The 22097-nt window shown below is 70.9% G+C and carries 22 protein-coding genes; 15 read left to right on the forward strand and 7 right to left on the reverse strand.

Annotated features, from left to right (window positions below; genetic code table 11):
• Window positions 1–18: 18 nt before the first annotated feature.
• Entirely contained in the window at window positions 19–1884 is a 1866-nt protein-coding gene (locus AC5DRG_RS11280) for a phage tail sheath subtilisin-like domain-containing protein (RefSeq protein ID WP_491809874.1), read from the reverse strand.
• 370 nt (window positions 1885–2254) lie between these two features.
• On the opposite strand from AC5DRG_RS11280, the gene AC5DRG_RS11285 reads away from it, so the two are divergent.
• Both AC5DRG_RS11285 and helR read left to right on the forward strand, forming a co-directional pair.
• Window positions 2255–2677, forward strand: coding sequence for a YchJ family protein (locus AC5DRG_RS11285; RefSeq protein ID WP_491809875.1), 423 nt, complete (start codon window positions 2255–2257; stop codon window positions 2675–2677).
• A gap of 137 nt (window positions 2678–2814) precedes the next feature.
• Window positions 2815–4989, forward strand: coding sequence for an RNA polymerase recycling motor ATPase HelR (gene helR / locus AC5DRG_RS11290; protein ID WP_491809876.1), 2175 nt, complete (start codon window positions 2815–2817; stop codon window positions 4987–4989).
• 6 nt (window positions 4990–4995) lie between these two features.
• Here helR and AC5DRG_RS11295 read toward each other — a convergent pair whose 3' ends face one another.
• Window positions 4996–5697: a FadR/GntR family transcriptional regulator gene (locus AC5DRG_RS11295; RefSeq protein ID WP_491809877.1), complete on the reverse strand. Its 702-nt coding sequence runs from the start codon at window positions 5695–5697 to the stop codon at window positions 4996–4998.
• Window positions 5698–5860: 163 nt separating this feature from the next.
• On the opposite strand from AC5DRG_RS11295, the gene AC5DRG_RS11300 reads away from it, so the two are divergent.
• The 6 genes from AC5DRG_RS11300 to AC5DRG_RS11325 all read left to right on the forward strand — a co-directional run bounded on the left by AC5DRG_RS11300 (window position 5861) and on the right by AC5DRG_RS11325 (window position 12327).
• A complete protein-coding gene (locus AC5DRG_RS11300; protein ID WP_491809878.1) occupies window positions 5861–6367 on the forward strand; it encodes a gluconokinase in 507 nt (168 codons plus the stop codon).
• Window positions 6368–6405: 38 nt separating this feature from the next.
• Window positions 6406–7803, forward strand: coding sequence for a GntP family permease (locus tag AC5DRG_RS11305; RefSeq protein ID WP_491809879.1), 1398 nt, complete (start codon window positions 6406–6408; stop codon window positions 7801–7803).
• 25 nt (window positions 7804–7828) lie between these two features.
• Window positions 7829–8590: an SDR family oxidoreductase gene (locus tag AC5DRG_RS11310; RefSeq protein ID WP_491809880.1), complete on the forward strand. Its 762-nt coding sequence runs from the start codon at window positions 7829–7831 to the stop codon at window positions 8588–8590.
• Window positions 8591–8610: 20 nt separating this feature from the next.
• A complete protein-coding gene (locus tag AC5DRG_RS11315; protein WP_491813013.1) occupies window positions 8611–9636 on the forward strand; it encodes an L-idonate 5-dehydrogenase in 1026 nt (341 codons plus the stop codon).
• Window positions 9637–10462: 826 nt separating this feature from the next.
• Entirely contained in the window at window positions 10463–11254 is a 792-nt protein-coding gene (locus AC5DRG_RS11320; RefSeq protein WP_491809881.1) for a hypothetical protein, read from the forward strand.
• Window positions 11255–11388: 134 nt separating this feature from the next.
• Window positions 11389–12327: a hypothetical protein gene (locus AC5DRG_RS11325; RefSeq protein ID WP_491809882.1), complete on the forward strand. Its 939-nt coding sequence runs from the start codon at window positions 11389–11391 to the stop codon at window positions 12325–12327.
• Here AC5DRG_RS11325 and AC5DRG_RS11330 read toward each other — a convergent pair.
• The 3 genes from AC5DRG_RS11330 to AC5DRG_RS11340 all read right to left on the reverse strand — a co-directional run bounded on the left by AC5DRG_RS11330 (window position 12281) and on the right by AC5DRG_RS11340 (window position 14794).
• Entirely contained in the window at window positions 12281–12907 is a 627-nt protein-coding gene (locus tag AC5DRG_RS11330; RefSeq protein ID WP_491809883.1) for a cytochrome b/b6 domain-containing protein, read from the reverse strand. The two genes, AC5DRG_RS11325 and AC5DRG_RS11330, sit on opposite strands and share 47 nt — an antisense overlap.
• On the reverse strand, window positions 12891–13628 hold the full coding sequence (locus AC5DRG_RS11335) for a molybdopterin-dependent oxidoreductase (RefSeq protein WP_491809884.1): 738 nt from the start codon (window positions 13626–13628) through the stop codon (window positions 12891–12893). Before AC5DRG_RS11335 ends, AC5DRG_RS11330 begins: the two co-directional genes overlap by 17 nt.
• A 257-nt stretch (window positions 13629–13885) precedes the next feature.
• On the reverse strand, window positions 13886–14794 hold the full coding sequence (locus AC5DRG_RS11340) for a tetratricopeptide repeat protein (protein ID WP_491813014.1): 909 nt from the start codon (window positions 14792–14794) through the stop codon (window positions 13886–13888).
• Window positions 14795–15258: 464 nt separating this feature from the next.
• Here AC5DRG_RS11340 and AC5DRG_RS11345 point away from each other — a divergent pair, with 464 nt between their 5' ends.
• The 4 genes from AC5DRG_RS11345 to AC5DRG_RS11360 are packed head-to-tail and all read left to right on the forward strand — an operon-like array spanning window position 15259 to window position 17468.
• Window positions 15259–16152, forward strand: a complete 894-nt coding sequence (locus AC5DRG_RS11345; RefSeq protein WP_491809885.1) for a DMT family transporter — start codon at window positions 15259–15261, stop codon at window positions 16150–16152.
• A 33-nt stretch (window positions 16153–16185) separates the two neighbouring features.
• Window positions 16186–16701 carry an NUDIX hydrolase gene (locus tag AC5DRG_RS11350; RefSeq protein WP_491809886.1) on the forward strand — a complete coding sequence of 172 codons (516 nt, stop codon included), beginning with the start codon at window positions 16186–16188 and terminating at the stop codon, window positions 16699–16701.
• Window positions 16702–16749: 48 nt separating this feature from the next.
• A complete protein-coding gene (locus tag AC5DRG_RS11355) occupies window positions 16750–17142 on the forward strand; it encodes a YidH family protein (RefSeq protein WP_491809887.1) in 393 nt (130 codons plus the stop codon).
• Window positions 17139–17468, forward strand: coding sequence for a DUF202 domain-containing protein (locus tag AC5DRG_RS11360; protein WP_491809888.1), 330 nt, complete (start codon window positions 17139–17141; stop codon window positions 17466–17468). Before AC5DRG_RS11355 ends, AC5DRG_RS11360 begins: the two co-directional genes overlap by 4 nt.
• A 22-nt stretch (window positions 17469–17490) precedes the next feature.
• On the opposite strand, the gene AC5DRG_RS11365 is transcribed toward AC5DRG_RS11360, so the two are convergent.
• Window positions 17491–18441 carry an NADP-dependent oxidoreductase gene (locus AC5DRG_RS11365; protein WP_491809889.1) on the reverse strand — a complete coding sequence of 317 codons (951 nt, stop codon included), beginning with the start codon at window positions 18439–18441 and terminating at the stop codon, window positions 17491–17493.
• 116 nt (window positions 18442–18557) lie between these two features.
• On the opposite strand from AC5DRG_RS11365, the gene AC5DRG_RS11370 reads away from it, so the two are divergent.
• From AC5DRG_RS11370 to AC5DRG_RS11380, 3 genes are all read left to right on the forward strand, one after another.
• Entirely contained in the window at window positions 18558–18854 is a 297-nt protein-coding gene (locus AC5DRG_RS11370) for a hypothetical protein (protein WP_491809890.1), read from the forward strand.
• Between the two features lie 177 nt (window positions 18855–19031).
• Window positions 19032–20054: a phosphotransferase family protein gene (locus tag AC5DRG_RS11375; RefSeq protein WP_491809891.1), complete on the forward strand. Its 1023-nt coding sequence runs from the start codon at window positions 19032–19034 to the stop codon at window positions 20052–20054.
• Between the two features lie 6 nt (window positions 20055–20060).
• Entirely contained in the window at window positions 20061–21311 is a 1251-nt protein-coding gene (locus AC5DRG_RS11380; RefSeq protein ID WP_491809892.1) for an acyl-CoA dehydrogenase family protein, read from the forward strand.
• A 77-nt stretch (window positions 21312–21388) separates the two neighbouring features.
• Here the strand turns inward: AC5DRG_RS11380 and AC5DRG_RS11385 are convergent, their stop codons facing one another.
• A complete protein-coding gene (locus AC5DRG_RS11385; protein ID WP_491809893.1) occupies window positions 21389–21982 on the reverse strand; it encodes a TetR/AcrR family transcriptional regulator in 594 nt (197 codons plus the stop codon).
• Window positions 21983–22097 lie beyond the last annotated feature (115 nt).

Consider the following 22097-nt stretch of genomic DNA (forward strand, 5'->3'; position numbering starts at 1 on the left):
AAATGTCCTCGGGATTCCTTAGAGCTCGAACTGCCCGGACGTCTGCTGGATCCTGACGATCACGAACTCGGCCGGCCGGACCGGCGCGATGCCCACCAGGACGTTGACGACGCCGTTCGCGACGTCCTCGGCGGTGGTGGTCTCGTGGTCGCACTTGACGAAGTACGCCTCGCGCGGCGTACTGCCCTTGAAGGCGCCCTGGCGGAAGAGTGTGTGCAGGTAGGAGGAGGCGTTGAGCCTGATCTGCTGCCAGAGGCTCTCGTCGTTGGGCTCGAACACGACCCACTGCAGGCCGCGTTGGAGGCTCTCCTCCACGTGCAGTGCGAGCCGTCGCACGGGCACGTACTTCCACTCGCTCTCGAGGGCGTCGGAGCCTTCGAGCGTGCGCGCGCCCCACACGAGCGGGCCCGTCGCCGGGAACGTCCGCAGGCAGTTGACGCCGAGCGGGTTCAGCAGCCCGGTCTCCCGGTCCGTCAGATCGACGGTGAGGGAGTGCACGCCCGCGAGCCGTGCCTCGGTGCCCGCCGGCGCCTTCCACACCCCGCGCTCGGAGTCGGTGCGCGCGATGACGCCCGCGACGGCTCCGGAGGGCGGGAAGGCGCGCAGCCGTCCGGTGAGCGGGTCGGTGAGCTGGATGTGCGGGAAGTAGAGGCCCGCGTGGTTGCCGCGTACGGCGTCGAAGGCGGCGAGCCCGGCGCGTGCCGTGTCGACGCTCACCCAGGTGCCGGGCGCGTCGACGAGCAGGAAGATCCGCCGCTCCTCGCACAGGCGCCCGGCCGCCGAGACGACCGTGAGCATGTCCTCGGTCTTCTCGTACGCCGCGAGCTCGGGCAGGGACAGCAGGTTGACGTCGGCGACGCCGCGCAGGGCCTGGATGCCGGTCTTCTCGGCCTCGGAGCCGATGAGGTCGCGCGGTCCGGGCGCCTCGCCGTCCTCGCCGCCCTCCAGCGGGAACACGGGCGGGTTGACGGAGGCCTCAAGGCCGAGGTCGTTGGCGCACTCGCCGAGGAAGCGGACGACGTCCTCGGGGTCGGTGGACCCGGCGACGACCTGCAACCGCCGCCCGAAGGAGGTGACTTCGACGCCCGCGAAGGCGTGCTTGCCCGGCGCGTCGGGCAGCGCCCGCAGCTTGCGTTCGAGAAGGAGCGCCAACTCGGCCACGCTGCACGGTGCTTCGCCGTCGCAGTCGGGGTCGTAGAGCTTGAACTCGCGCTCCACGTCACCGATCTTCACCGTCAAGTCGACGGCGAGGTCCGGGAGTTCGTTGCCGAAGGGCTTGGATACGGTGCCCGACGGGTCGGGCCGGCCCTCGCCGACGGCCTCGACGCGGATGAGGCGCGAGCCGGCGTTGACGACGGTCGGCGCGTACCGGCCGTGCCCGGCGTCCATGGACAGGCCGGTGAAGCTTTCGCGGGCGTCGCCCTTGGCGTCGTAGACACGCAGGTTGAAGGTCTCTTCGGGGTGGGGCGTGTCGTAGTCGACGGCGACCCGCAGGCCGTTGCCCCATACGCCGGGTTCCTTGGCGTGGACTTCGAGGACTCGGCTCTCGCTGTGGCCCTCGGTGGACTCCAGGACGACGCATGCGGCCTTGCCGCTGCCCGCCTTCGCGACCCGGACGATCACGGCGACGCTGCCGCCACCCGCGAAGAACTGGTGCACCGCGTACGCGACGGCGCTCTGCGAGCTGAGCCCGCCGAAGCGGCGCTCGAACTCGGTGAAGCCGGTGACACGCACCGGTTCGTTCAGCGGGCCGCGCCTTGTGTGCCCGACGAAGGCGGTCACCGAGGTGGTCACGGCGGAGACCGTGCGGGTGCTGCTGGGAAGCTCTTCGACGTAGACGCCGGGATACGTCGGCTTGGCGGCGCTCACTGCATTCGTCGGCATTCCCCCTCCTATCCCTGTCTCATGGCACCGGGTGAAAGGCACCAAGAGGTGGCAGAGGGTGACGTCTGTTCCGGCGCGCGCGGAGGCCCCCGGCGCGTGGTCAAGCGGCCGGTCCACGGGCACCGCATCAGCTTTCCCCCGTCAGTTCCCGGACGGACTGCCGTCCGGGCAAGCGGCTCGCTTGTGACTCCTGATGCTCAAGTGCTTCTTCAACCCTGGGGAGTTACCGGTTGCGGGTGCAAGGCGTGTTCGAGCCAGCCCTGAGGGAGTTTCGATGAACGGCACAGAACACGATTCGCACACGGTGTGCGCATGTCGGGACAGGTGATCCACAGCTTCTTCACAGCCCGCGTTGCCGCAGAATAGGGGCATGTCCCGACGCAACACGGCTCACCGGCGCCAGCGCCCTTCCGCTCCCGCGCGCACCCCCTCCTGCCCTTGCGGTCTTGCGGAGACGTACGAGAAGTGCTGTGGCCGGTTTCATGGGGGTGCGGCGACGGCACCGACCGCCGAGGCGCTGATGCGCTCGCGCTACAGCGCTTTCGTGAAGCGGGACGAGGGGTATCTGCTGCGCACGTGGCATCCGCGAACGCGGCCGGCGAGCGTCGACCTCGATCCGGCGATGAAGTGGACCGGCCTGGAGATCCTCGACACGGGTGAGGGTTCGGCGTTCCACTCCACGGGGACGGTGACCTTCAGGGCGTCGTACCGGGGTGGCACGCTCCATGAGCGGAGCCGGTTCGAGCGGGTCGACGGGGCGTGGGTGTACGTCGACGGGGAGTTCCTGGCCTGAAAAACGAAAGGCAAGAGGGGATACCCACCTCTTGCCACTTTCAATGTATAGCGCACCGGGGGGCTTGCGGCAAGGCCCCCGGTGTCCCGCAGAATCTCTGGCCGAGGCCAGTACCTGCGGAAACGGAGATTCCCGAAGTGCCCTTGACCACCAGTGCGTTCGACCTTCCCGACCACCTCTCCCCCAAGGCCGACCCGCTGCTGATCGCCGACGACGAGCGGCACTTCGCCGCCATCGAGAAGAGCCTGGAGCAGGCGATCGCCGAACTGTCCGACCGGCTCGACGCCGAGCGCAGGGCGCCCGGCGGCATCGGCCGGGAGGCGATGGAGCGGGACGCGGAGATCCACCGGCTGACCGGCCGGCTGCGCGCCCTGCGCCGCTTCGGGCTCGACCTGTGCCTCGGGCACATCGTCCCTGCGGACAGCCCCGAGCCCGTGTACATCGGCCGGCTCGGCCTGACCGACAGCGCGGGGCGCCGACTGCTGTACGACTGGCGCTCCCCCGCGGCCGAGCCCTTCTTCGCGGCGACCCACGGCAACCCGATGGGGCTGGCCAGCCGCCGCCGGTACCGCTGGACCAGGGGCCGGATCAGCGACTACTGGGACGAGGTGTTCACCGCCGACGGGCTTCAGGGGCGCGCCGCGCTCGACGACCAGTCCGCCTTCATCGCCAGCCTGGGCACCAACCGGTCGGCCCGGATGCGGGACGTGCTCGCCACCATCCAGGCCGACCAGGACGCCATCGTCCGGGCGGGATCCCGCGGCGCCCTCGTCGTCGACGGCGGCCCGGGCACCGGCAAGACGGTCGTCGCCCTGCACCGCTCGGCCTACCTCCTCTACTCCGACCCGCGCCTCGGTCACCGCCGTGGCGGCGTCCTGTTCGTCGGTCCGAGCCGGCCCTACCTGGCCTACGTCGCCGACGTCCTCCCCAGCCTCGGCGAGGAGGGCGTACAGACCTGCACCCTGCGGGACCTCGTCACCGAGGGAGCCGGAGCGCCGGTCGAGGCCGACCCGGACGTGGCCCGTCTCAAGTCGTCCGCGGACATGGTGAAGGCGATCGAGAAGGCCGTCAGGTTCTACGAGGAGCCGCCCACCCAGGCGATGACGGTCTCGACGCCCTGGTCCGACGTCCGGCTGAGCGCCGCCGACTGGGCCGAGGCCTTCGAAGCGGCTGGATCGGGCACTGCGCACAACGAGGCACGCGATCTGATCTGGGAGGAACTGGTCACGATCCTGCTGGACCGGCACGACGACGACGTCCCGCCCGACCAGTTCCGCAGGGCGCTGCTGCACGACGAGGAGCTGACCGGGACCCTCGACCGCGCGTGGCCGCTGCTCGAAGCCGCCGATCTCGTCTCAGACCTGTGGTCGGTGCCCGCCTACCTGCGGATGTGCGCGCCCTGGCTCGGCCCCGACGACGTACGGAAGTTGCAGCGCAAGGACGCCCCGCAGGCCTGGACGGTGTCCGATCTGCCGCTCCTGGACGCGGCACGACAGCGGCTCGGCGACCCGGAGGCGTCCCTGCGCAAGCGCCGGCACGAGGCGATCCTCGCCGCCCAGCGCGAGAGCATGGCGCAGGTCGTCGGCAACCTGATCGACGCCGCGGCCGCCTCCGGCGCCGACGGTGACGACGGCGAGGGCCTGGTGACGATGTTGCGCGGCGAGGACGCCAAGGTCAGCCTGGTCGACGAGTCCGAACTGCCCACCGTGGAGCCGGACTTGCTCGCCGGTCCGTTCGCGCACGTCGTCGTGGACGAGGCGCAGGAACTGACCGACGCGGAGTGGCAGATGCTGCTGCTGCGCTGCCCGTCCCGGAGCTTCACCATCGTCGGGGACCGCGCGCAGGCCCGGCACGGTTTCACGGAGTCGTGGCTGGAGCGGCTGGAGCGGATCGGGTTGGACCAGGACCGGATCGAGGTGGCCTCCCTGAGCGTCAACTACCGCACGCCGGAAGAGGTGATGACGGAGGCCGAGCCGGTCATCCGGGCCGTCCTCCCGGACGCGAATGTGCCGACCTCCATCCGCAGCAGCGGTGTTCCCGTCATCCACGGCCGCGTTTCGGAACTGGACTCGGTCCTCGACACGTGGCTCGCCGAGCAGGCCGACGGGATCGCGTGCGTGATCGGCGATCCGGCTTTCCGGCCGACGTCACCCCGCGTCCGGTCGCTGACTCCCGAACTGTCGAAGGGACTTGAGTTCGACCTGGTCGTCCTGATCAACCCGGAGGAGTTCGGCGAAGGCATCGAGGGAGCGGTCGACCGCTATGTCGCGATGACCCGAGCGACCCAGCAACTCGTCGTCCTCACGAGCTAGCCGCAACTACGGCGCGAGGATGTCCAGTTCCTGGAGGGCGCCCTCGGCGATCTCCCGGGTCAGCTGTTCCGCGCGGGCCGCGTCGCCGCCGCGGACCGCCTCCGCGACCTGGACGTGCAGGGTGACGGCGGCGGGGTCGGGGTCCTCGAACATGACCTCGTGATGGGTGCGGCCGGCGAGGACCTCGGCGACGACGTCGCCGAGGCGGGCGAACATCTCGTTGCCGGAGGCGTTGAGGATCACCCGGTGGAACGCCACGTCGTGGACGAGGTACCCCTCCAGCTGATGGCCGCGCGAGTTGGCCACCATGCCCAGTGCGCACTCGGTGAGCTCCGCGCACTGGGCGGCGGTGGCGTACTTGGCGGCGAGGCCCGCGGCGACCGGCTCGATAGCCGAGCGGAGCACGGTCAGGGAGCGCAGCTGGCGGGGGCGGTCGGCGCCGGCCAGACGCCAGCGGATGACCTGTGGGTCGTAGACGTTCCACTCCGCCTCGGGGCGGACCGTGACGCCGACGCGGCGGCGGGACTCGACCAGGCGCATGGATTCGAGCACGCGGACCGCCTCGCGCATCACGGAGCGAGACACCTCGAACTCCTGGGCGAGCTCGTCCGTCCGCAGGACGCTGCCCGGCGGGTACTCGCCCGCGGTGATGGCGGGGCCGAGGGTTTCCAGTACTTGGCCGTGCAGACCTCGGCCCGGAGTGGTCATGCACTCAGAGTACGGGGCGCGTCACGGGGACAAAAAGTCAGACTTATTTGTCACAGACTCTTGAATTCGTCGTACCTAATGAGTTTCAGTGACGTCGACGCGAGGTGTCGACGGAACAAGAAGGTGTCGACGAAGACGTGTCGTTGAAGACAGCGAGGTAGTGATGAACACCCCCCACGTCGTCGTGGTCATGGGCGTCGCAGGCACCGGCAAGACCACCATCGGTCCCCTGCTCGCGGCGCGGCTCGGCGTTCCCTACGCCGAGGGCGACGACTTCCACCCGCAGGCCAACATCGACAAGATGACGGCCGGCACCCCGCTCACCGACGAGGACCGGTGGCCGTGGCTGGACGCCATCGGCGACTGGGCGCACGGGCGGGCGGGGCTCGGCGGGGTGGTCAGCTGCTCGGCGCTGAAGCGGTCGTACCGCGACCGGCTGCGGGCCGCCGCTCCCGGGCTCGTCTTCCTGCACCTCGCGGGCGACCGCGCCCTCATCGAGGACCGGATGTCGCACCGCCAGGGGCACTTCATGCCGACCGCGCTGCTCGACTCCCAGTTCGCCACCCTCCAGCCGCTGCAGGAGGACGAGGCGGGGGTCGTGGTGGACGTCTCCGGCAGCCCCGAGGAGATCACCGGCCGGGCCGCGAAGGCGCTCGCCGATCTCCAGTAACACCCTCCCCATCCCCGTTCACCTGTAAGGGAACCCCCTTGACCAGACTCAGCGTCGAGATGCTGGCAGCGGACCCCGTCGAACCGATCACCTCGGCGGGCCACGCTCAACTGGGCATCGCGGTACTGGCGGGCATCGCCGTCATCGTGCTGCTCATCACGAAGTTCAAGCTCCACGCCTTCCTGGCGCTGACCATCGGTTCACTCGCGCTCGGCGCGTTCGCCGGAGCGCCGCTCGACAAGGCCATCTCCAGTTTCACCACCGGCCTGGGCACCACGGTCGCCGGCGTCGGCGTCCTGATCGCCCTCGGCGCGATCCTCGGCAAGATGCTCGCGGACTCCGGCGGCGCCGACCAGATAGTCGACACGATCCTCGCGAAGGCGGGCGGCCGTTCGATGCCGTGGGCGATGGTGCTGATCGCCTCGGTGATCGGTCTGCCGCTGTTCTTCGAGGTCGGCGTCGTGCTGCTGATCCCGGTCGTGCTGATGGTCGCCAAGCGCGGCAACTACTCCCTGATGCGCATCGGCATCCCGGCCCTCGCGGGCCTGTCCGTGATGCACGGCCTGGTCCCGCCGCACCCCGGCCCGCTGGTCGCGATCGACGCGGTGAAGGCCAACCTCGGTGTAACCCTTGCGCTCGGCGTGCTGGTCGCGATCCCGACAGTGATCATCGCCGGTCCGCTGTTCTCGCGGTACGCGGCCCGCTGGGTGGACGTACCGACTCCCGACCGCATGATTCCGCAGCGCGCCTCGGAGGACCTGGAGAAGCGCCCCGGCTTCGGCGCCACGCTGGCCACCATCCTGCTCCCGGTCGTCCTGATGCTCTCCAAGGCGCTGGTCGACATCGTCGTCGACGATCCGACGCACACCGTGCAGCGCGTCTTCGACGTCATCGGCTCCCCGCTGATCGCCCTGCTCGCCTCGGTGATCGTCGGCATCTTCACGCTGCTGCGGCCCGCCGGGTTCGGCAAGGAGCGCCTCACGCCGCTCGTCGAGAAGGGCCTCGCGCCCATCGCCGGCATCCTCCTGATCGTCGGCGCGGGCGGCGGTTTCAAGCAGACGCTGATCGACACCGGCGTGGGCGCCATGATCCTGGACATCTCCGAGGACTGGTCGATCCCGGCACTGCTGCTGGCCTGGCTGATCGCGGTGGCCATCCGCCTCGCCACGGGTTCGGCGACGGTGGCGACGGTCTCGGCGGCGGGGCTCGTGGCTCCGCTGGCGGCCGACATGTCGACAACCCACGCGGCCCTGCTCGTCCTCGCCATCGGCGCCGGCTCGCTCTTCTTCAGCCACGTCAACGACGCCGGATTCTGGCTGGTCAAGGAGTACTTCGGCCTGGACGTCGGCCAGACCCTCAAGACCTGGTCGGTCATGGAGACGATCATCTCCGTGGTGGCCGGCGGACTGGTCCTCCTCCTGTCCTTGGTGATCTAGCGATACAAGAATTGGGAGTACGACGATGACGGCTCACCCCCTCTTCGACATCGGCGGCCGTACCGCCCTGGTCACCGGGTCCAGCCGGGGCATCGGCCTCGCGCTGGCCCGGGGCCTGGCGGAGGCCGGCTGCACGGTCGTCCTCAACGGGCGCGACGCGGAACGCCTCACCAAGGCGGCCGCGGAGCTGCCCGGTGAGGTCCACACGGCGGTGTTCGACGTGACCGACGGCCCCTCGGTGGCCGCCGGGATAGCGGATGTCGAGGAGCGGGTGGGCCCGCTCGACATCCTGGTCAACAACGCGGGCATGCAACTGCGGGCCCCCCTCCTTGAGTTCACGGACACGGACTGGCACCGGATCCTGGACACCAACCTGACCAGCGCGTTCCTGGTCGGCCGGGAGGCGGCCCGCAAGATGACGGAACGCGGCCACGGCAAGATCATCAACATCTGCTCGCTGCAGAGCGAGGTGGCCCGCCCCGGCATCGCCCCGTACGCGGCGACCAAGGGCGCGCTGAAGATGCTCACCAAGGGCATGTGCGCGGACTGGGGTCCGTCCGGCGTCCAGGTCAACGGCCTGGGCCCCGGCTACATCGAGACCGAACTGACCCAACCCCTCGTCGACGACCCGGAGTTCAGCGCCTGGGTACGACGGCGCACCCCGGCCGGCCGCTGGGGCCGTACGGAGGATCTGGTCGGCGGGGTGCTCTTCCTCGCCTCGCCCGCCGCGGACTTCGTCAGCGGGCAGGTGCTGTATGTCGACGGCGGCATGACGAGCGTGCTGTGAACTCCCGGGAGGCTGTTGTGGTGCTGGGCTGTGTGATCCATGGTCAGGGTGACCTGCGCGTCGAGGAGTTGCCGTCCCCCGAGCCCGGCCCCGGCCAGGCTCTGGTCGCCGTCCGCTACGGCGGCGTCTGCGGCTCCGACCTCCACTACTGGCGCCACGGCGGCGTCGGCGACTTCCGCCTCAAGGAACCGATGCTGCTCGGACACGAGGTGGTCGGCACGGTCGTCTCCTACGGTGACGGAGCCTCAGGTCCGTCCGCTGGTACGGCTGTTGCGGTGCACCCGGCCACTCCGTGCGGGGCGTGTCCGGAGTGCGCGGATGATCGCCGGAACGTCTGCCGGGACACGCGCTACCTCGGCAGCGCGGCCCGCTTCCCGCACGTACAGGGCGGATTCGCGGCCCAAGTGGTCGTCCCCGCCGAACAGTTGAGGCCGCTGCCGACCGGCCTCGACCTCCGCCGGGCGGCCCTCGCCGAGCCTCTGTCCGTCGCGCTGCACGCGCTGCGGCGGGCGGGCGACGTGACCGGGCGGCACGTCCTGGTCACCGGCGCCGGGCCCATCGGCTGTCTGGTGGTCGCGGCGGCCAGGTCGGCCGGGGCGGCCCGGGTGACGGTCACCGACCTGCTGCCGGAAGCGTTGCGGTACGCGGCAATCGCGGGCGCCGACACCGTCGTACGGGCCGATGATCCGGATGACGCCGGGTGGCCGTCCGAGGTCGACGCGGCGATCGAGGCGTCCGGGGTGGCCGCGGGCCTCGACACGTGCCTGCGGCTCGTGCGGCGCGGCGGGGTTGTCGTGCAGCTCGGCATGCTGCCGCCAGGACAGAGTCCGTTCGCCGGAAACCTCGTGGTGAGCCGGGAGATCGAACTGCGGGGCGCGTTCCGCTTCGACACGGAGTTCGACGACGCGCTGGCTCTACTCGCCGCCGAGCCGTCGTTCGACGGGCTGGTGAGTGCGGTGATGCCGGTGCGGGAGGCGGATTCGGCCTTCGCCCTCGCGGCCGACCGGGGCCGGTCCTGCAAGGTGCTGCTGGACTTCGCATCCTGAGCCAGGCGCCCGCCTCCTGACTCGCCTCCTAGGCCCAGGCCCCGCCACTCGGCTTGCCGCCTGGGCCCAGTCTCCGTCCCGCGACCCGCCTCCCAACCCTGGGCCTCGCCCCTGGCTGGCCTCCCGAGACCGGGCCTCGCCCCTGACGTGCCTCGCGAGCCCAGGCCTGCCCCTCAACTTGCCTCGTGGGCCCAGGACTTGCCCCTGGCTTGCCTCCCGAGCCAGGCCTGCCCTTGAATCGCCTCGCCGCCCCGGACCTCGCCCACCGACTCGCCTCCCAGGCCCGGAACTTGCCCCCGACTCGCCTCCCGAGCATCGATTCGCCCCTGCTTTCGCATCTTGGGCGAATTGCCTTCCCGGGTGGGGCTGGGCCGTCCCATCATGAGGGAACCCCCTGGGGACCGCGCGCGGCCACCGGCCCGGCGAGGCGAGCCCGGGGGTGACCGCATCGGGGGGCGTCATGGGGGTTTCGCTCGGCGTGCGCATATCGGCGCTGTGCATCGTGGGGGCGTTGGCCATCGGGACGGCGGCGGCCTGCGGTGGAGGCGGGGAGGACAGTTCGAACGGTTCGGGGAGCGGGGGGACGACTGTCTCCGGTGGCACCTCGGACGGCGGGCAGGACGGCAGCGGGAGCGGAAGCGGGAGCGGAAGCGGCGGGTCCGAGGGGTCGGACGGGGGGATGCCGACTTGGCAGCCGGACGACGACACCGACGGCGGGTCCGGGGGTTCCGCCGGGTCGAGCGGGTCCAACGCGTCCGGCGGAAACGATTCCGGCGGCTCGACCGATTCCGGCGGAAACGATTCGGGGGGCAAGAGCCCTGGCCAGGTGAATCCGCCCTCCTGGCTCAGGCCCGGACCGCGTTCGCCCAACACCGAGCAGTCGCCGGATCCGGAGTCCGTCTACGACGAGCTCGGGGAGAAGCCCGGGGAGTGTTCGAAGACCCTGGCGATCATCGAAGCGGAGACGGAGAAGGACGCACCCCAGTGGCAGGTACTCCGCGGTCTGGCCCACGCCTGTCTCGCGCTCCAGGGCCAGAGCGACGGCAAGTGGGACAAGGCGGCCGAGTATTTCGCCGCGACCGAGGGCCGACTCGACACCTGCAAGGGCCTCGCGGCACATACCGTCCTCGGTGACATCCTGCGGTTCCACCAGCAACACCCGTCGACCAAGGTGCAGTTGCGGAGTTCGGCGGGCAGCGGCGGGTCAGACGTGTGTGACTTCCAGATCACCAAGGTCACCGCCGCCGACGGGAACGGCGAGGTGAAGGCGGGAGAGCGGATCACCATCGAGGTCACCGGCGCCCCCTTCAGCTCCGAGGACCTGATCTCCATTCCGGAGCTCTATGTCGAAGGCAAGCCTCGGACGACGGGCGGACTCGAACTCGTCCCCGGGTCCCAGTCGGGCGACCGGTTCTCCTTCACCGCCGAGGCCCCGACCCTCGACAGCTATCCGCAGACCGTCGACATCAAGATCGTGTACGGCGACGAGGCCACTCTGAAGGACGCCATCACCATCCTGGACCCCGAGTCGACGAACTCCTCCGACCCGCCGCCCGAGAGTTCCCCCGGCACCTCGCCCGGAGTCTCCCCGTCGGCCGTCACCTCGTCGTCCCCATGACCGCCCCCGCCCGGTTGCACCGGCTGCGTACGGCACTGGCCCGCACCCGGGCAGGAAACCGCCGTAGACCGCCGCCCGTGCCCGACCCGCCGTCACCGGATCCGGCACCGCCCGCCCCGCCTCCCCCCGCTCCCGTGCCCGATCCCCCACCGGAGCCGCGGCCCGCGCCTCCGCCGCGGAACTGGCTGGAGTTCATCGGCACCGCCGGCTCGCTGCTCTCCCTCTTCACGGCTGTCCTGTTCTACTTCGGCTGGGCCAGTACCGACGCCGAGACCCGCGCCCTTGGCCTGCGGGACACCCTCTTCCGGCTGTCCACCGCGGACTACCTGCTGCGCAGCGTGGACGCTCTCTATTTCCCGGTCCTCGCGGTGGCCGCCGCCTCGATGGTGGCGGCCGTGCTGCACCGCAGGGTCCAGCGCGATCCGGCCCGCGCCGCGGGGGTGCTGCGGATCCTGCGGCACGCCTGGTTGCCCGCGCTGCTGCTCGTGCCGCTCTACTACCGGTCACAGAGCCTGTTCGACCTGCTCATCCCGCTGGCCGCGATCGTCGGCGTCCTGCTCAGCGCATACGCCCGTACCCGACCGGAACCCGGCGGATCCACGCCGCCGGAGCCGGCCGACCGGCACCAGTCGGCACGTATCTGGGCACCCGCCCTGCTGGTCGCCGTCGTCTCGCTGTTCTGGGCGGTGTTCGCCTACGCCGGGATCATCGGCCGCAGCCGGGCCGCCGAGACGACCAACACGGTGGCCGACGGGTTTCCGGCGGTCGTGTTGTTCAGCGAGAAGGACTTGCTCATCCGGGGCGGCGGCAGCTGTGTCGCGGCCGTCGCCCAGCGGGGCAGCCCGTACCACTACCGGTATGCCGGGCTGCGGCTGTTCCACGTGTCCGGCGACCGGCTGTACCTCGTCCCCAGGTACTGGGCACCCTGGGACGGCACGCTGTACGTGGTGCGTGAGGGGGACGCCGGAGTGCGCGTGGAGTACGTGAGCGGGAGCGAGCGCCGGGAGAAGGAGTGCCCCCGACCGGTCACGGCCGCCACAGCGGATGCTCCCGCTCCGCCCACTCCCGGCTGACCGACCCCGTCCGCAGTCCCCGCCTCGCCTCCGGATCCCCGAGGGCCATGCCGATGTGGCCGGCGAGGACGATGCCGATGGTGAGGGCGAGCCAGTCGTGGACGAAGGTCGCGCTGGTGCGCCACATGATCGGGGTGAGGTGGGTGAACCACATCAACAGGCCCGTGCCGAGCATCACCAGCGTGGCACCGGAGATCCAGGCCGCGTAGATCTTCTGCCCGGCGTTGAACTTGCCGGCGGGCCGGGACGAGGGCCGCCTGTCACGCCGTACAGCCGCACGCAGCCAGACCCGGTCGTGCGGCCCGAAACGGTTCAGGAAGCCGAGGTCGGCGCGGAAGGCGCGGGAGACCAGCCCGGCGAGCACCGGCACAGGCAGGGCGAGTCCGGCCCACTCGTGGATACGGACCACCAGCTCGCGGCGGCCGACGAGCTCGGCGAACTGGGGGATGTACAGAAAGGCCGCGGTGACCACGCAGACGCCCATGAGCGCGGCCGTGAGGCGGTGCACCCAGCGTTGCGAGCGGCCGAAGCGGCGGATCCTGGTGTCCGGCGGGGCCGGGGCCTCAGCTCGTAGGCTCATCGTCGCGTCCGTTCGATCGGCCCACCCAGGCGTCCACGTCGTAGCCCCGGTTCTCCCAGTAGCCGGGCTTCACGTCCTCGGTGACGGTGATGCCGGACAGCCACTTGGCGGACTTGTAGAAGTACATGGGCGCGACATAGAGGCGGACCGGGCCGCCGTGGCTGTGGCCGATGTTCTTGTCCTGCATGCGCAGGGCGACCAGGACGTCGGAGCGGCGGGCCTGGTCGAGGGTCAGGCTCTCCGTGTAGGTGCCGTCGAAGCAGGTGAAGCGGATCGCCCCGGCCTTGGAGCGCACTCCTGCCGCGTCCAGCAGCCGGGACAGGAGCACGCCCTCGAAGGGGGTGTCCGGGACCCGCCAGCCGGTGACGCACTGGACGTCCTTGACCATCCGGGTCTGGGGCAGGGCCCGCAGCTCGGCGAGGGTGTAGGTGGCGGGGCGGTCGACGAGGCCGTCGACCGTGAGCTTGTAGTTCTCTGCGTCCTTGTGGGGCACGGACGAGGCGACCGAGTAGTAGCGGAACCCGCCGCCGTTGGGGAGCAGGCCACTCAGGCCGGTGGGGTCCTTGTCGGCGGCGCTGCCGAGGAAGGCCTCCAGGCCGCGTTGCAGGGTGGGCGCGGCGACCACGCCGAGGGCGCCCAGGCCGAGGGTGCCGAGGAGGACCCGGCGGCCGATGGGTTTCCCCTGGGCCTCGGGCTCCTCTGCGGACTGTTCGGAGTTCACCCACTCATTCGAACACCCTCGGCCCTCGCGGGGCCAGGAAGTACGGGATCCCGTCAGACTTCCGTAAGAGCCTGTGTCGCACCCCCGGCCGGGCGCCCGCCGCCTGGCACGCACTCCCCCAGAGGGGGGACCCCCAGCCGCGTTGCCGAACCGCCCACGTGGCTCCGCCACGAGGACGCTCCGGCGCCTTGCGATCGCACGCACCAGACGACGTGCGCTGATCCGACCGGGGATGCGACACAGGCTCTAATCACTTCTCACGTGCCTTTCAGAGAGGCGTCGCGTGCCGCGCCGAACGCGGTGAGCGGGTCACGGTCCGGGTAGGACCAGGGTGCCGGGGTGGCGTGCTCCCCTATGCGCTGGAACAGGGCGGAGGCCTCGGCGGCCATGCCCTCGCAGACCGTGGCGTGGGCGAGGAAGTTGAGATCGACGAGGCGGCGCGGGTGGCCGTCGTACTCCCATTCCAGCCACCAGTCGAAGGCGGCCTTCATCACCTGGCGGGCCCGGCGTCCGGTCCAGTGCCCCGAGGCGGTCGGGTCGGTGGGTTCGAGTCCGGCGGCGGCCAGCACGCGGTAGCGCTCGGTGTGCGCGACGACGGGGAGGACGGCGAGGGGCGAGTCGGCGGGGGCCTGCTCGGCGGCCCAGTCCGCGAAGTCGTACACCTCGTGGAGCGGGTCGAGATCGGCGGCGGCCCGGCGCTCGGCGAGCCGGGCGACCATCAGGTGATGGGCGTGGTGGTGGTCGGCGTAGCGGTGGCGCACCTCGTCGAAGAGCCGGACCACCTCCTCCTCGCCGCCCAGGGTGCGCTCCAGCATCAGCAGCCCCAGCCAGGGGGTGGGATCGGCGGGGGCGAGCGCGGCGGCGACGCCGCAGGCCTCGCGGGCCCGGTCCGGATCGTCCTTGGCGCGCAGGGCGCGCTGGACCAGGGAGAGGGCGAGCAGTACGGAGGCGTCGGCACAGTCGGGCTCGGCGAGCAGCCACTCCCGGGCCCAGGCGGCGGCGTAGGGCTCGGCCGCGAGGACCGTGACCCGGTGGCCGCGGCGGTCCCAGTCGTCGCCGGTGTGGGCGAGCAGCGAGCGGGCGGGCTGCCAGCGGCCCTGCGCCAACGCGGCGCGCACGGAGACGAGTTCGTCGTCGTCGAGGGCGGCGTCGAAGATCCGGAGCATGTGCTTGCGCGCGTGGCTCACGGGTGGCAGGGCTGGGGGCACCGCGGGACTTCCTCCCACGCCTTCTTTGGGCTCGTCGTCATTGCGCCATCGGCTGATCACGCACAGCAAACCCTCAGCCACGGCTTCGCGTCAAGTGTCACCCAGACGTTACGAGAATCAACTAGCAATGAAAACAAGGGACTTAGACCCCGGCCGACCTCCTGTGACGCCGCGTGAACAAGGGTTCCCGGGCGACAGGTGTGGCGTACGCCATGGCGCTTCGCGCCCCGGCATCCCACCATGGCAATACGGTCCCGCCGCAGCCCCTTGATCGACTCGCTGATCAACTCCCTTGATCCACTGGGCATCGTGACCGAGTCAACTTCCCGCTTCCGGGTACTCCCAGGGGCAAGCCGGGCCCTGGGACGCTACAGTCGGCCAAACACAGCCCGTGGCCCGGCCGAACGATCGAGGTACACAGCGTGTCCGTTCTGGTACTGATTCTCGCCGTGAGCGCGGCCTGTTGCCTGGGCTTCGGGTTCGTGCTCCAGCAGAACGCGGCCCAGCACGCACCCCTGAGCGACTTCCTCTCGCCGAGACTGCTGCTCGACCTGGTGCGGGTACCGCGCTGGCTCGGCGGCATCGGCCTGATGGTGGCCGGCATGGTCCTCGGCGCGATCGCGCTCAGCCAGGGCGAGATCAGCCTGGTGGAGCCGTTGCTGGCGACGAACCTGCTGTTCGCCCTCGCCCTCGTCCGCAAGCAGACCCGGCAGCCACTGGGCCGCCAGGGCTGGGCGGGCCTCTTCCTGCTCGCGGGCGGTGTGACGGCGTTCATCGTGGCGGGCGAGCCGAGCGGCGGCACCGCACTCGCCGACCCGTTCCGCCACTGGCTGATCATCGGCGTCATGCTGGGCCTCGCGCTGCTCCTCACGACGTACGCCAAGCGCTCCCGGATGAGCTCAGGACCGGTGCTGCTCGCCCTGGCCGCCGGTCTGCTGTACGGCGTCCAGGACGCCCTCACTCGCGTCAGCGGCCAGCGCTTCTCCGAGGGCGGCCTCGGCGAGCTGGTGATGAGCTGGCAGCCGTACGGCGTGGCGGTGCTCGGCGTCACCGGCCTCGTCCTCGTCCAGAGCGCCTTCGAGACCGCGCCCCTGCGTATGTCCCTCCCGGCGCTGACCGCGGCCCAGCCGCTGGCCGGCATCGTCTGCGGGGTCGGCTTCCTGGGCGACCGGCTGCGCACCGACGTGGGCGCGCTGGCCTGGGAGGCGGCCGGGCTCGCCGCGATCGTGATCGGCATCATCCTGCTCGGCCTGCACCCGGCCATGCCCAGCGGCACGGCGACGGCGGAGCGGCCCCGCAAGCTCCAGCCGAACTGACTGCTCCGGCGAAGGCCCTGCTTGGATGGGCACATGAGCGCCGCTGACGAAATCCTCGACATCGTCGACGAGAACGACGAGGTCATCGCCCAGTCCCCGCGCGGCGAGGCCTACGCCCGGGGCCTGCGCCACCGCTGCGTGTTCATCCAGGCCCGGGACTCCGCCGGCCGCATCTTCGTCCACCGCCGCACCCCCACCAAACTGGTCTTCCCCTCCCTCCACGACATGTTCGTCGGCGGAGTCGTCGGCGCGGGCGAGTCCTACGACACCGCGGCCCTGCGCGAAGCCGAGGAGGAACTCGGCGTGAGCGGCCTGCCCCGCCCCGAGTTCCTGTTCAAGTTCCTCTACGACAACGGCGCCGGCCAGAGCTGGTGGTGCGCCGTGTACGAGGTCCGCTGCGACCTCCCGGTCAGCCCGCAGGTCGAGGAGGTGGCCTGGCACGACTTCCTGCCGGAGGCCGAGGTGGAGCGGCGGCTGGGCGAGTGGGAGTGGGTGCCGGACGGGCTGGCGGCGTACGAGCTGCTGAAGGCCCACCGGGCCGCGGGCTGAACAGGCTCCAGCAGTGTCCCCCGGACGGCTCCCGGTAGGGTCCAGGGCGTGATCGAATTCGTGCGGAACGTCCGGCTGTGGCTCTCGCCCCAGGAGATCCGGGACGAGGGTGTCACCCCGGACTACCGGTTCTCGCTGGCCAACGAGCGCACGTTCCTGGCCTGGCTGCGCACCGCCCTCGCGCTGATCGGCGGGGGATTCGCCGTGGACCAGTTCCTGCCTGACCTGCGCTGGGGCTTTCGCGTCGGGCTCGCGCTGGCCCTGCTCGCGGCGGGCGTGCTGTGCTCGCTGCGGGCCGTGAACCACTGGGTGCGCTGCGAGCGGGCGATGCGCAAGGGCGAGGATCTGCCGGTGTCCCGGTTCCCGGCGCTGCTGAGCATCGCCGTCGCGGTCGTGGCCCTCGCGATGGTCGTCGTCGTCCTCGCCGGATGGGAAGGATGACACCGGGCACCGCCGCGCACCAGGACCGCGATCCGGGCCTCCAGCCCGAGCGGACGAGGCTCGCGTGGCGGCGTACGACGCTCTCCGGCACCGTCGCCGGCGTCCTCGCCGTGAAGACCTCGCTGCACGGCGGGGCGTCGGTGGTCGGGATCGTGGTCTGCGCCCTGTGCTGTGCGCTGTGGCTGGGCTTCCTGTCGATCGCCCACCGCCGGATCCGTACCCTCACATCGAACGACGAGCCGCCACCACTCTCGCCGCGCCACGCGACGACGGCGGTCCTGTGCACGGTGGCACTGGCGGTGTGCGCGGCGGCGCTGCTCTTCTGAGCCCTCACGCACCTCTGACCCCTCAGGCAGAGGGCTCGTCCGCCTCCCACTCCACGGTCACCACGATCTTCCCCCGGGTCCGGCCCTCCTCGTTGCGCCGGTACGCGTCCGCCGCCCGCTCCAGCGGGAACGTCTCGGACACGTGCACGGAGATCACGCCCTGTTCCGCCAGCTCGGTCAGCCGCAGCAGGTCCTCGGCGTCGGGCCGTACGAAGTAGTAGCGGCCGCCGAAGCCGACGACCTCCCCGTCGGCGATCGACACCAGGCGGCCCTCCGGGGCCAGCAGGTTCGCCGAGTCCTTCAGCGCCTCGCCGCCGACGGTGTCGAACGCCGCGTCCACACCCTCGGGCGCCAGCCCGCGCACCCGCTCGACCAGACCTTCGCCGTAGGTCACCGGCTCACCGCCCAGCTTCCGTACGAAGTCGTGGTTGGCCTCGCTCGCCGTGCCGACGACCCGGGCGCCCAGGTGCCGGGCGAGCTGGACGGCGATCGAGCCGACGCCGCCCGCCGCCGCGTGCACGAGGACGGTCTCGCCGCGCTTGACCCTGAGCACCTTGGTGAGCACCTGGTAGGCGGTGAGCCCCACCAGCGGCAGCCCGGCCGCCTCCTCGAAGGAGAGGTTGCGTGGCTTGCGGGCGAGGGTGCGGACAGGGGCCGCCACGTACTCGGCGAACGTGCCGCGGGAGAGGAAGTCCTCGCGTACGTAGCCGATGACCTCGTCGCCGACGGTGAACTCCGTGATGGAAGGGCCGAGTTGGACGACGACACCCGAGACGTCCCACCCCGGGACCACCGGGAAGACCGCTTCGAGGACCCCGTCGAGATGGCCCTCGCGGCACTTCCAGTCGACGGGGTTGACGCCGGCCGCCCGCACCTTCACCAGGACCGAGTCGGGGCCGACCCTGGGGTCGCGCACCTCTCCGAATGCCAGCACCTCGGGGCCGCCGTACCGTTCGTAGCTGATGCCCTTCATGGCACCGACCCTCCGGGGTACTCGGACGCCACGCAAGCCGGATGCCCGGATATGCGGCGTTCGCGTGGCAGCCTGTCCGTCGGCATCAGCCCGTACGTCAGTCGAAGGTGAGCACCATGACCACCCTCCACCTGGAACACTCCTCCCACGCCCACACCCACGGCCCGGACTGCGGGCACGCCCAGGTCCCGCACGGCGACCACGTGGACTACGCGCACGACGGTCATCTGCACCGCGAGCACGGCGGCCACTGGGACGAGTGCGAGCCCGGCGGACACCTCCCGCACGAGGCCCACGAGCACCGGCACGGCCAGGACTGCGGCCACGCGAGCGTCCTGCACGGCGACCACGTCGACTACCTGCACGACGGCCACCGCCACGCGGCGCACGACGGCCACTGGGACGACCACTGAGCCGGTCGCCAAACGGCCGATAACCGCCCCCGGACAACCCCGAACAGCTCCCCGCCACCCGGCGCGGGAGCTGTCGGCCTATCGTGGCCCCGATCACGTTCCGCTCACCCACTGGACGACATACCGACCGGTCGGCATCATGGTCGGGACACCTTCACACGTCCGTAGGGAGCATTGATGAGCCCCGACCACCCGCCAGGTCTCGATCTCGACCGGCTGCGCGGCCTGCTCGACCGGGAGCGGCCCGGGCTGGCGAGCGGCCCCCTCTCCGGCCGGCTGATCGAGGGCGGACGGTCGAACCTCACCTACGCGGTCACGGACGGCACCGCCAAGTGGGTCGTACGACGGCCCCCGCTCGGCCATGTCCTGGCCACCGCGCACGACATGAAGCGCGAGCACCGGGTGATCAGCGCGCTGCACCCGACCGCCGTACCGGTACCGGCTCCCGTGCTGCTGTGCGAGGACGAGGAGGTGCTCGGATCGCCGTTCTACGTCATGGAGTTCGTGGAGGGCACGCCGTACCGAACCGCCGAGCAGCTCGTCCCGCTCGGCCCGGAGCGGACGCGTGAGGCGGTGCTGTCGCTGGTGGACACGCTGGTCGAGCTGCACGCGGTGGACCCCGCCGAGGTGGGCCTCGCGGACTTCGGCCGGCCCGAGGGCTTCCTGGACCGGCAACTGCGGCGCTGGGGCAAGCAGTTGGACGCCTCCCGCAACCGCGAGCTGGCCGGCATCGACGAACTGCACGCGGCACTCGGGCGCGAAATGCCCCACTCCCCCGCCCCGACGGTCGTGCACGGCGACTACCGGCTGGACAACGTCCTGATCGACGCGAACGACGAGATCACGGCGATCCTGGACTGGGAGATGTCGACGCTGGGCGACCCGCTCACGGACCTCGGCCTGCTGGTCATGTACAGCACGCCGCTCGGTATGCCCGACTCCCCCGTCACCACCACCGCCGAGGCCGCCGGACACCCGTCACCGGCCGAGTTGGTCGAGCGGTACGCGGCGCGCTCGGGGCGGGACGTCTCGGCGGTGTCCTGGTACACGGCGTTCGCCTGGTTCAAGCTCGCCGTGATCCTGGAGGGCATCCACTACCGCTACAAGGCGGGCCAGACGGTCGGCCGCGGCTTCGACCGCATCGGCGACCTCGTGCCCGTCTTCATCGACCACGGACTGACCACTCTCCAGGAAGGCTGACCGGCCATGGACTTCGCGTTCGACGCCCGCACCGAGGAACTGCGCGCCAAGCTGCTCGCCTTCATGGACGAGTACGTCTATCCGGCCGAGGCGGTGGCGGAGGAACAGCGGGCCCGGCTCGCCTCTCCGTGGGACACCCCGGCCGTGGTCGAGGAGTTGAAGGCCGAGGCACGCAGGCAGGGCCTGTGGAACCTCTTCCTCCCCGACGCCGAGTACGGTGCCGGGCTGACGAACCTCCAGTACGCGCCGCTGGCCGAAATCACCGGCCGCTCCCCGCAGTTGGCGCCCACGGCGGTGAACTGCGCGGCGCCCGACACCGGGAACATGGAGGTGCTCTCGCAGTTCGGCGACGAGCAGCAGAAGAAGCAGTGGCTGGAGCCGCTGCTGGCCGGTGAGATCCGCTCGGCGTTCGCGATGACCGAGCCGGAGGTGGCCTCCTCGGACGCCACGAACATCACCACCCTCATCGAGCGCGACGAGGGGGGCACCTCCCGCTCGAGCGAAGCCGAGAGTGGGGGAGAGTACGTGGTCACGGGCCGCAAGTGGTACATCTCCGGGGCGATGAACCCGGACTGCAAGATCTTCATCGTGATGGGCAAGACCGACCCGGACGGCGCCGACATCCGCCGCCAGCAGTCGATGATCCTGGTCCCCCGTGACACCCCGGGCGTCACGGTCAAGCGCGCGATGCGGGTCTTCGGCTACGAGGACCACTACCACGGCGGCCACGCCGAGGTGATCTTCGACCACGCGCGCGTGCCGGCGGCGAACCTGATCGGCGAGGAGGGCGGCGGCTTCGCCATCGCCCAGGCCCGCCTCGGTCCGGGCCGTATCCACCACTGCATGCGGCTGATCGGCATGGCCGAGCGGGCGATCGAGCTGATGTGCCGGCGGGCCGTCTCCCGTGACGCCTTCGGCAAGGCGCTGGCCCAGCAGGGAGTGGTCCACAACTGGATCGCGGACGCGCGCGTGGCGGTCGAGCAGCTGCGGCTGCTGGTCCTGAAGACGGCCTGGCTGATGGACACCGTCGGCAACAAGGGCGCCCACACGGAGATCCAGTCCATCAAGATCGCCACGCCTCGCGCGGTCGTCGACATCATCGACCGGGCGATCCAACTGCACGGCGCGGGCGGCGTGAGCCAGGACTTCCCGCTGGCCGAGCTGTACGCGGGGGCGCGGACGCTGATGATCGCGGACGGCCCGGACGAGGTGCACCAGCGTTCGCTGGCACGCCGGGAGCTGAAGAAGTACCTGTGAGCCTGTGAGCCATGTGTAAGGGGCGGCCGCCCCTTGTGGCCGCCCCTTACACATGCTCTTGTCGAGTACGGCTCGCCTTACGGTCGCAGCGCGCGCAGCAGCAGGTCGGCGAGGTGGTCGGCGACCTCCTGCGGGCTGAGCGGGCCGTTCGGGCGGTACCACGTCGACAGGTGGTGCACGGAACCGAAGTGGTAGTCCACGACCAGGTCGGCCGGGGTCGCCGTGGAGAAGACGCCCTCCTTCTGGCCCTCCTCGATCAGCGCGCGGAAGCGCTCGTGGTAGCGCCGGCGCTCGGCGCGCACCTGCTTGTTCTTCTCCGGGCTCAGATGGTGCATGGACCGGAAGAAGATCGCCGCGTCGTCGAGGTTGTCGATGGTGGTGACGACGACGTCGGCCGCCGCGTCCCGCACCCGCTTCTCGACCGGCTCGTCGGCGTCCGCGAAGGCGTCCAGGCGCTCCTGTTGGACGCGCAGCACGCGCGCGTACACCTCGTGCAGGAGGTCGTCCTTGGAGCCGAAGTAGTGGTACAGCGCCCCCTTGGTGACGCCGGCCGCCTCGACGATCTCCTGCACGGAGGTCCGGTCGTATCCCTGCTCGGCGAAGAGCCGGGTGGCGGCGGCCAGCAGCCGCTGCGGGACGGGCGTGCCGTCACCGTCCGTCGTCCTGGGCACTGCCGCCACCTGCCTTCCAAAGATGTCCGCCGGCTGCCCGCCGGGGGTCCGCTAGTTGTCGTGGGAGCGAGAATGAAGTTCCCGACGGAGGATCTTCCCATTCGCCGCCTCGGGC

The sequence above is a fragment of the Streptomyces sp. JLBG701 genome (assembly GCF_058544905.1).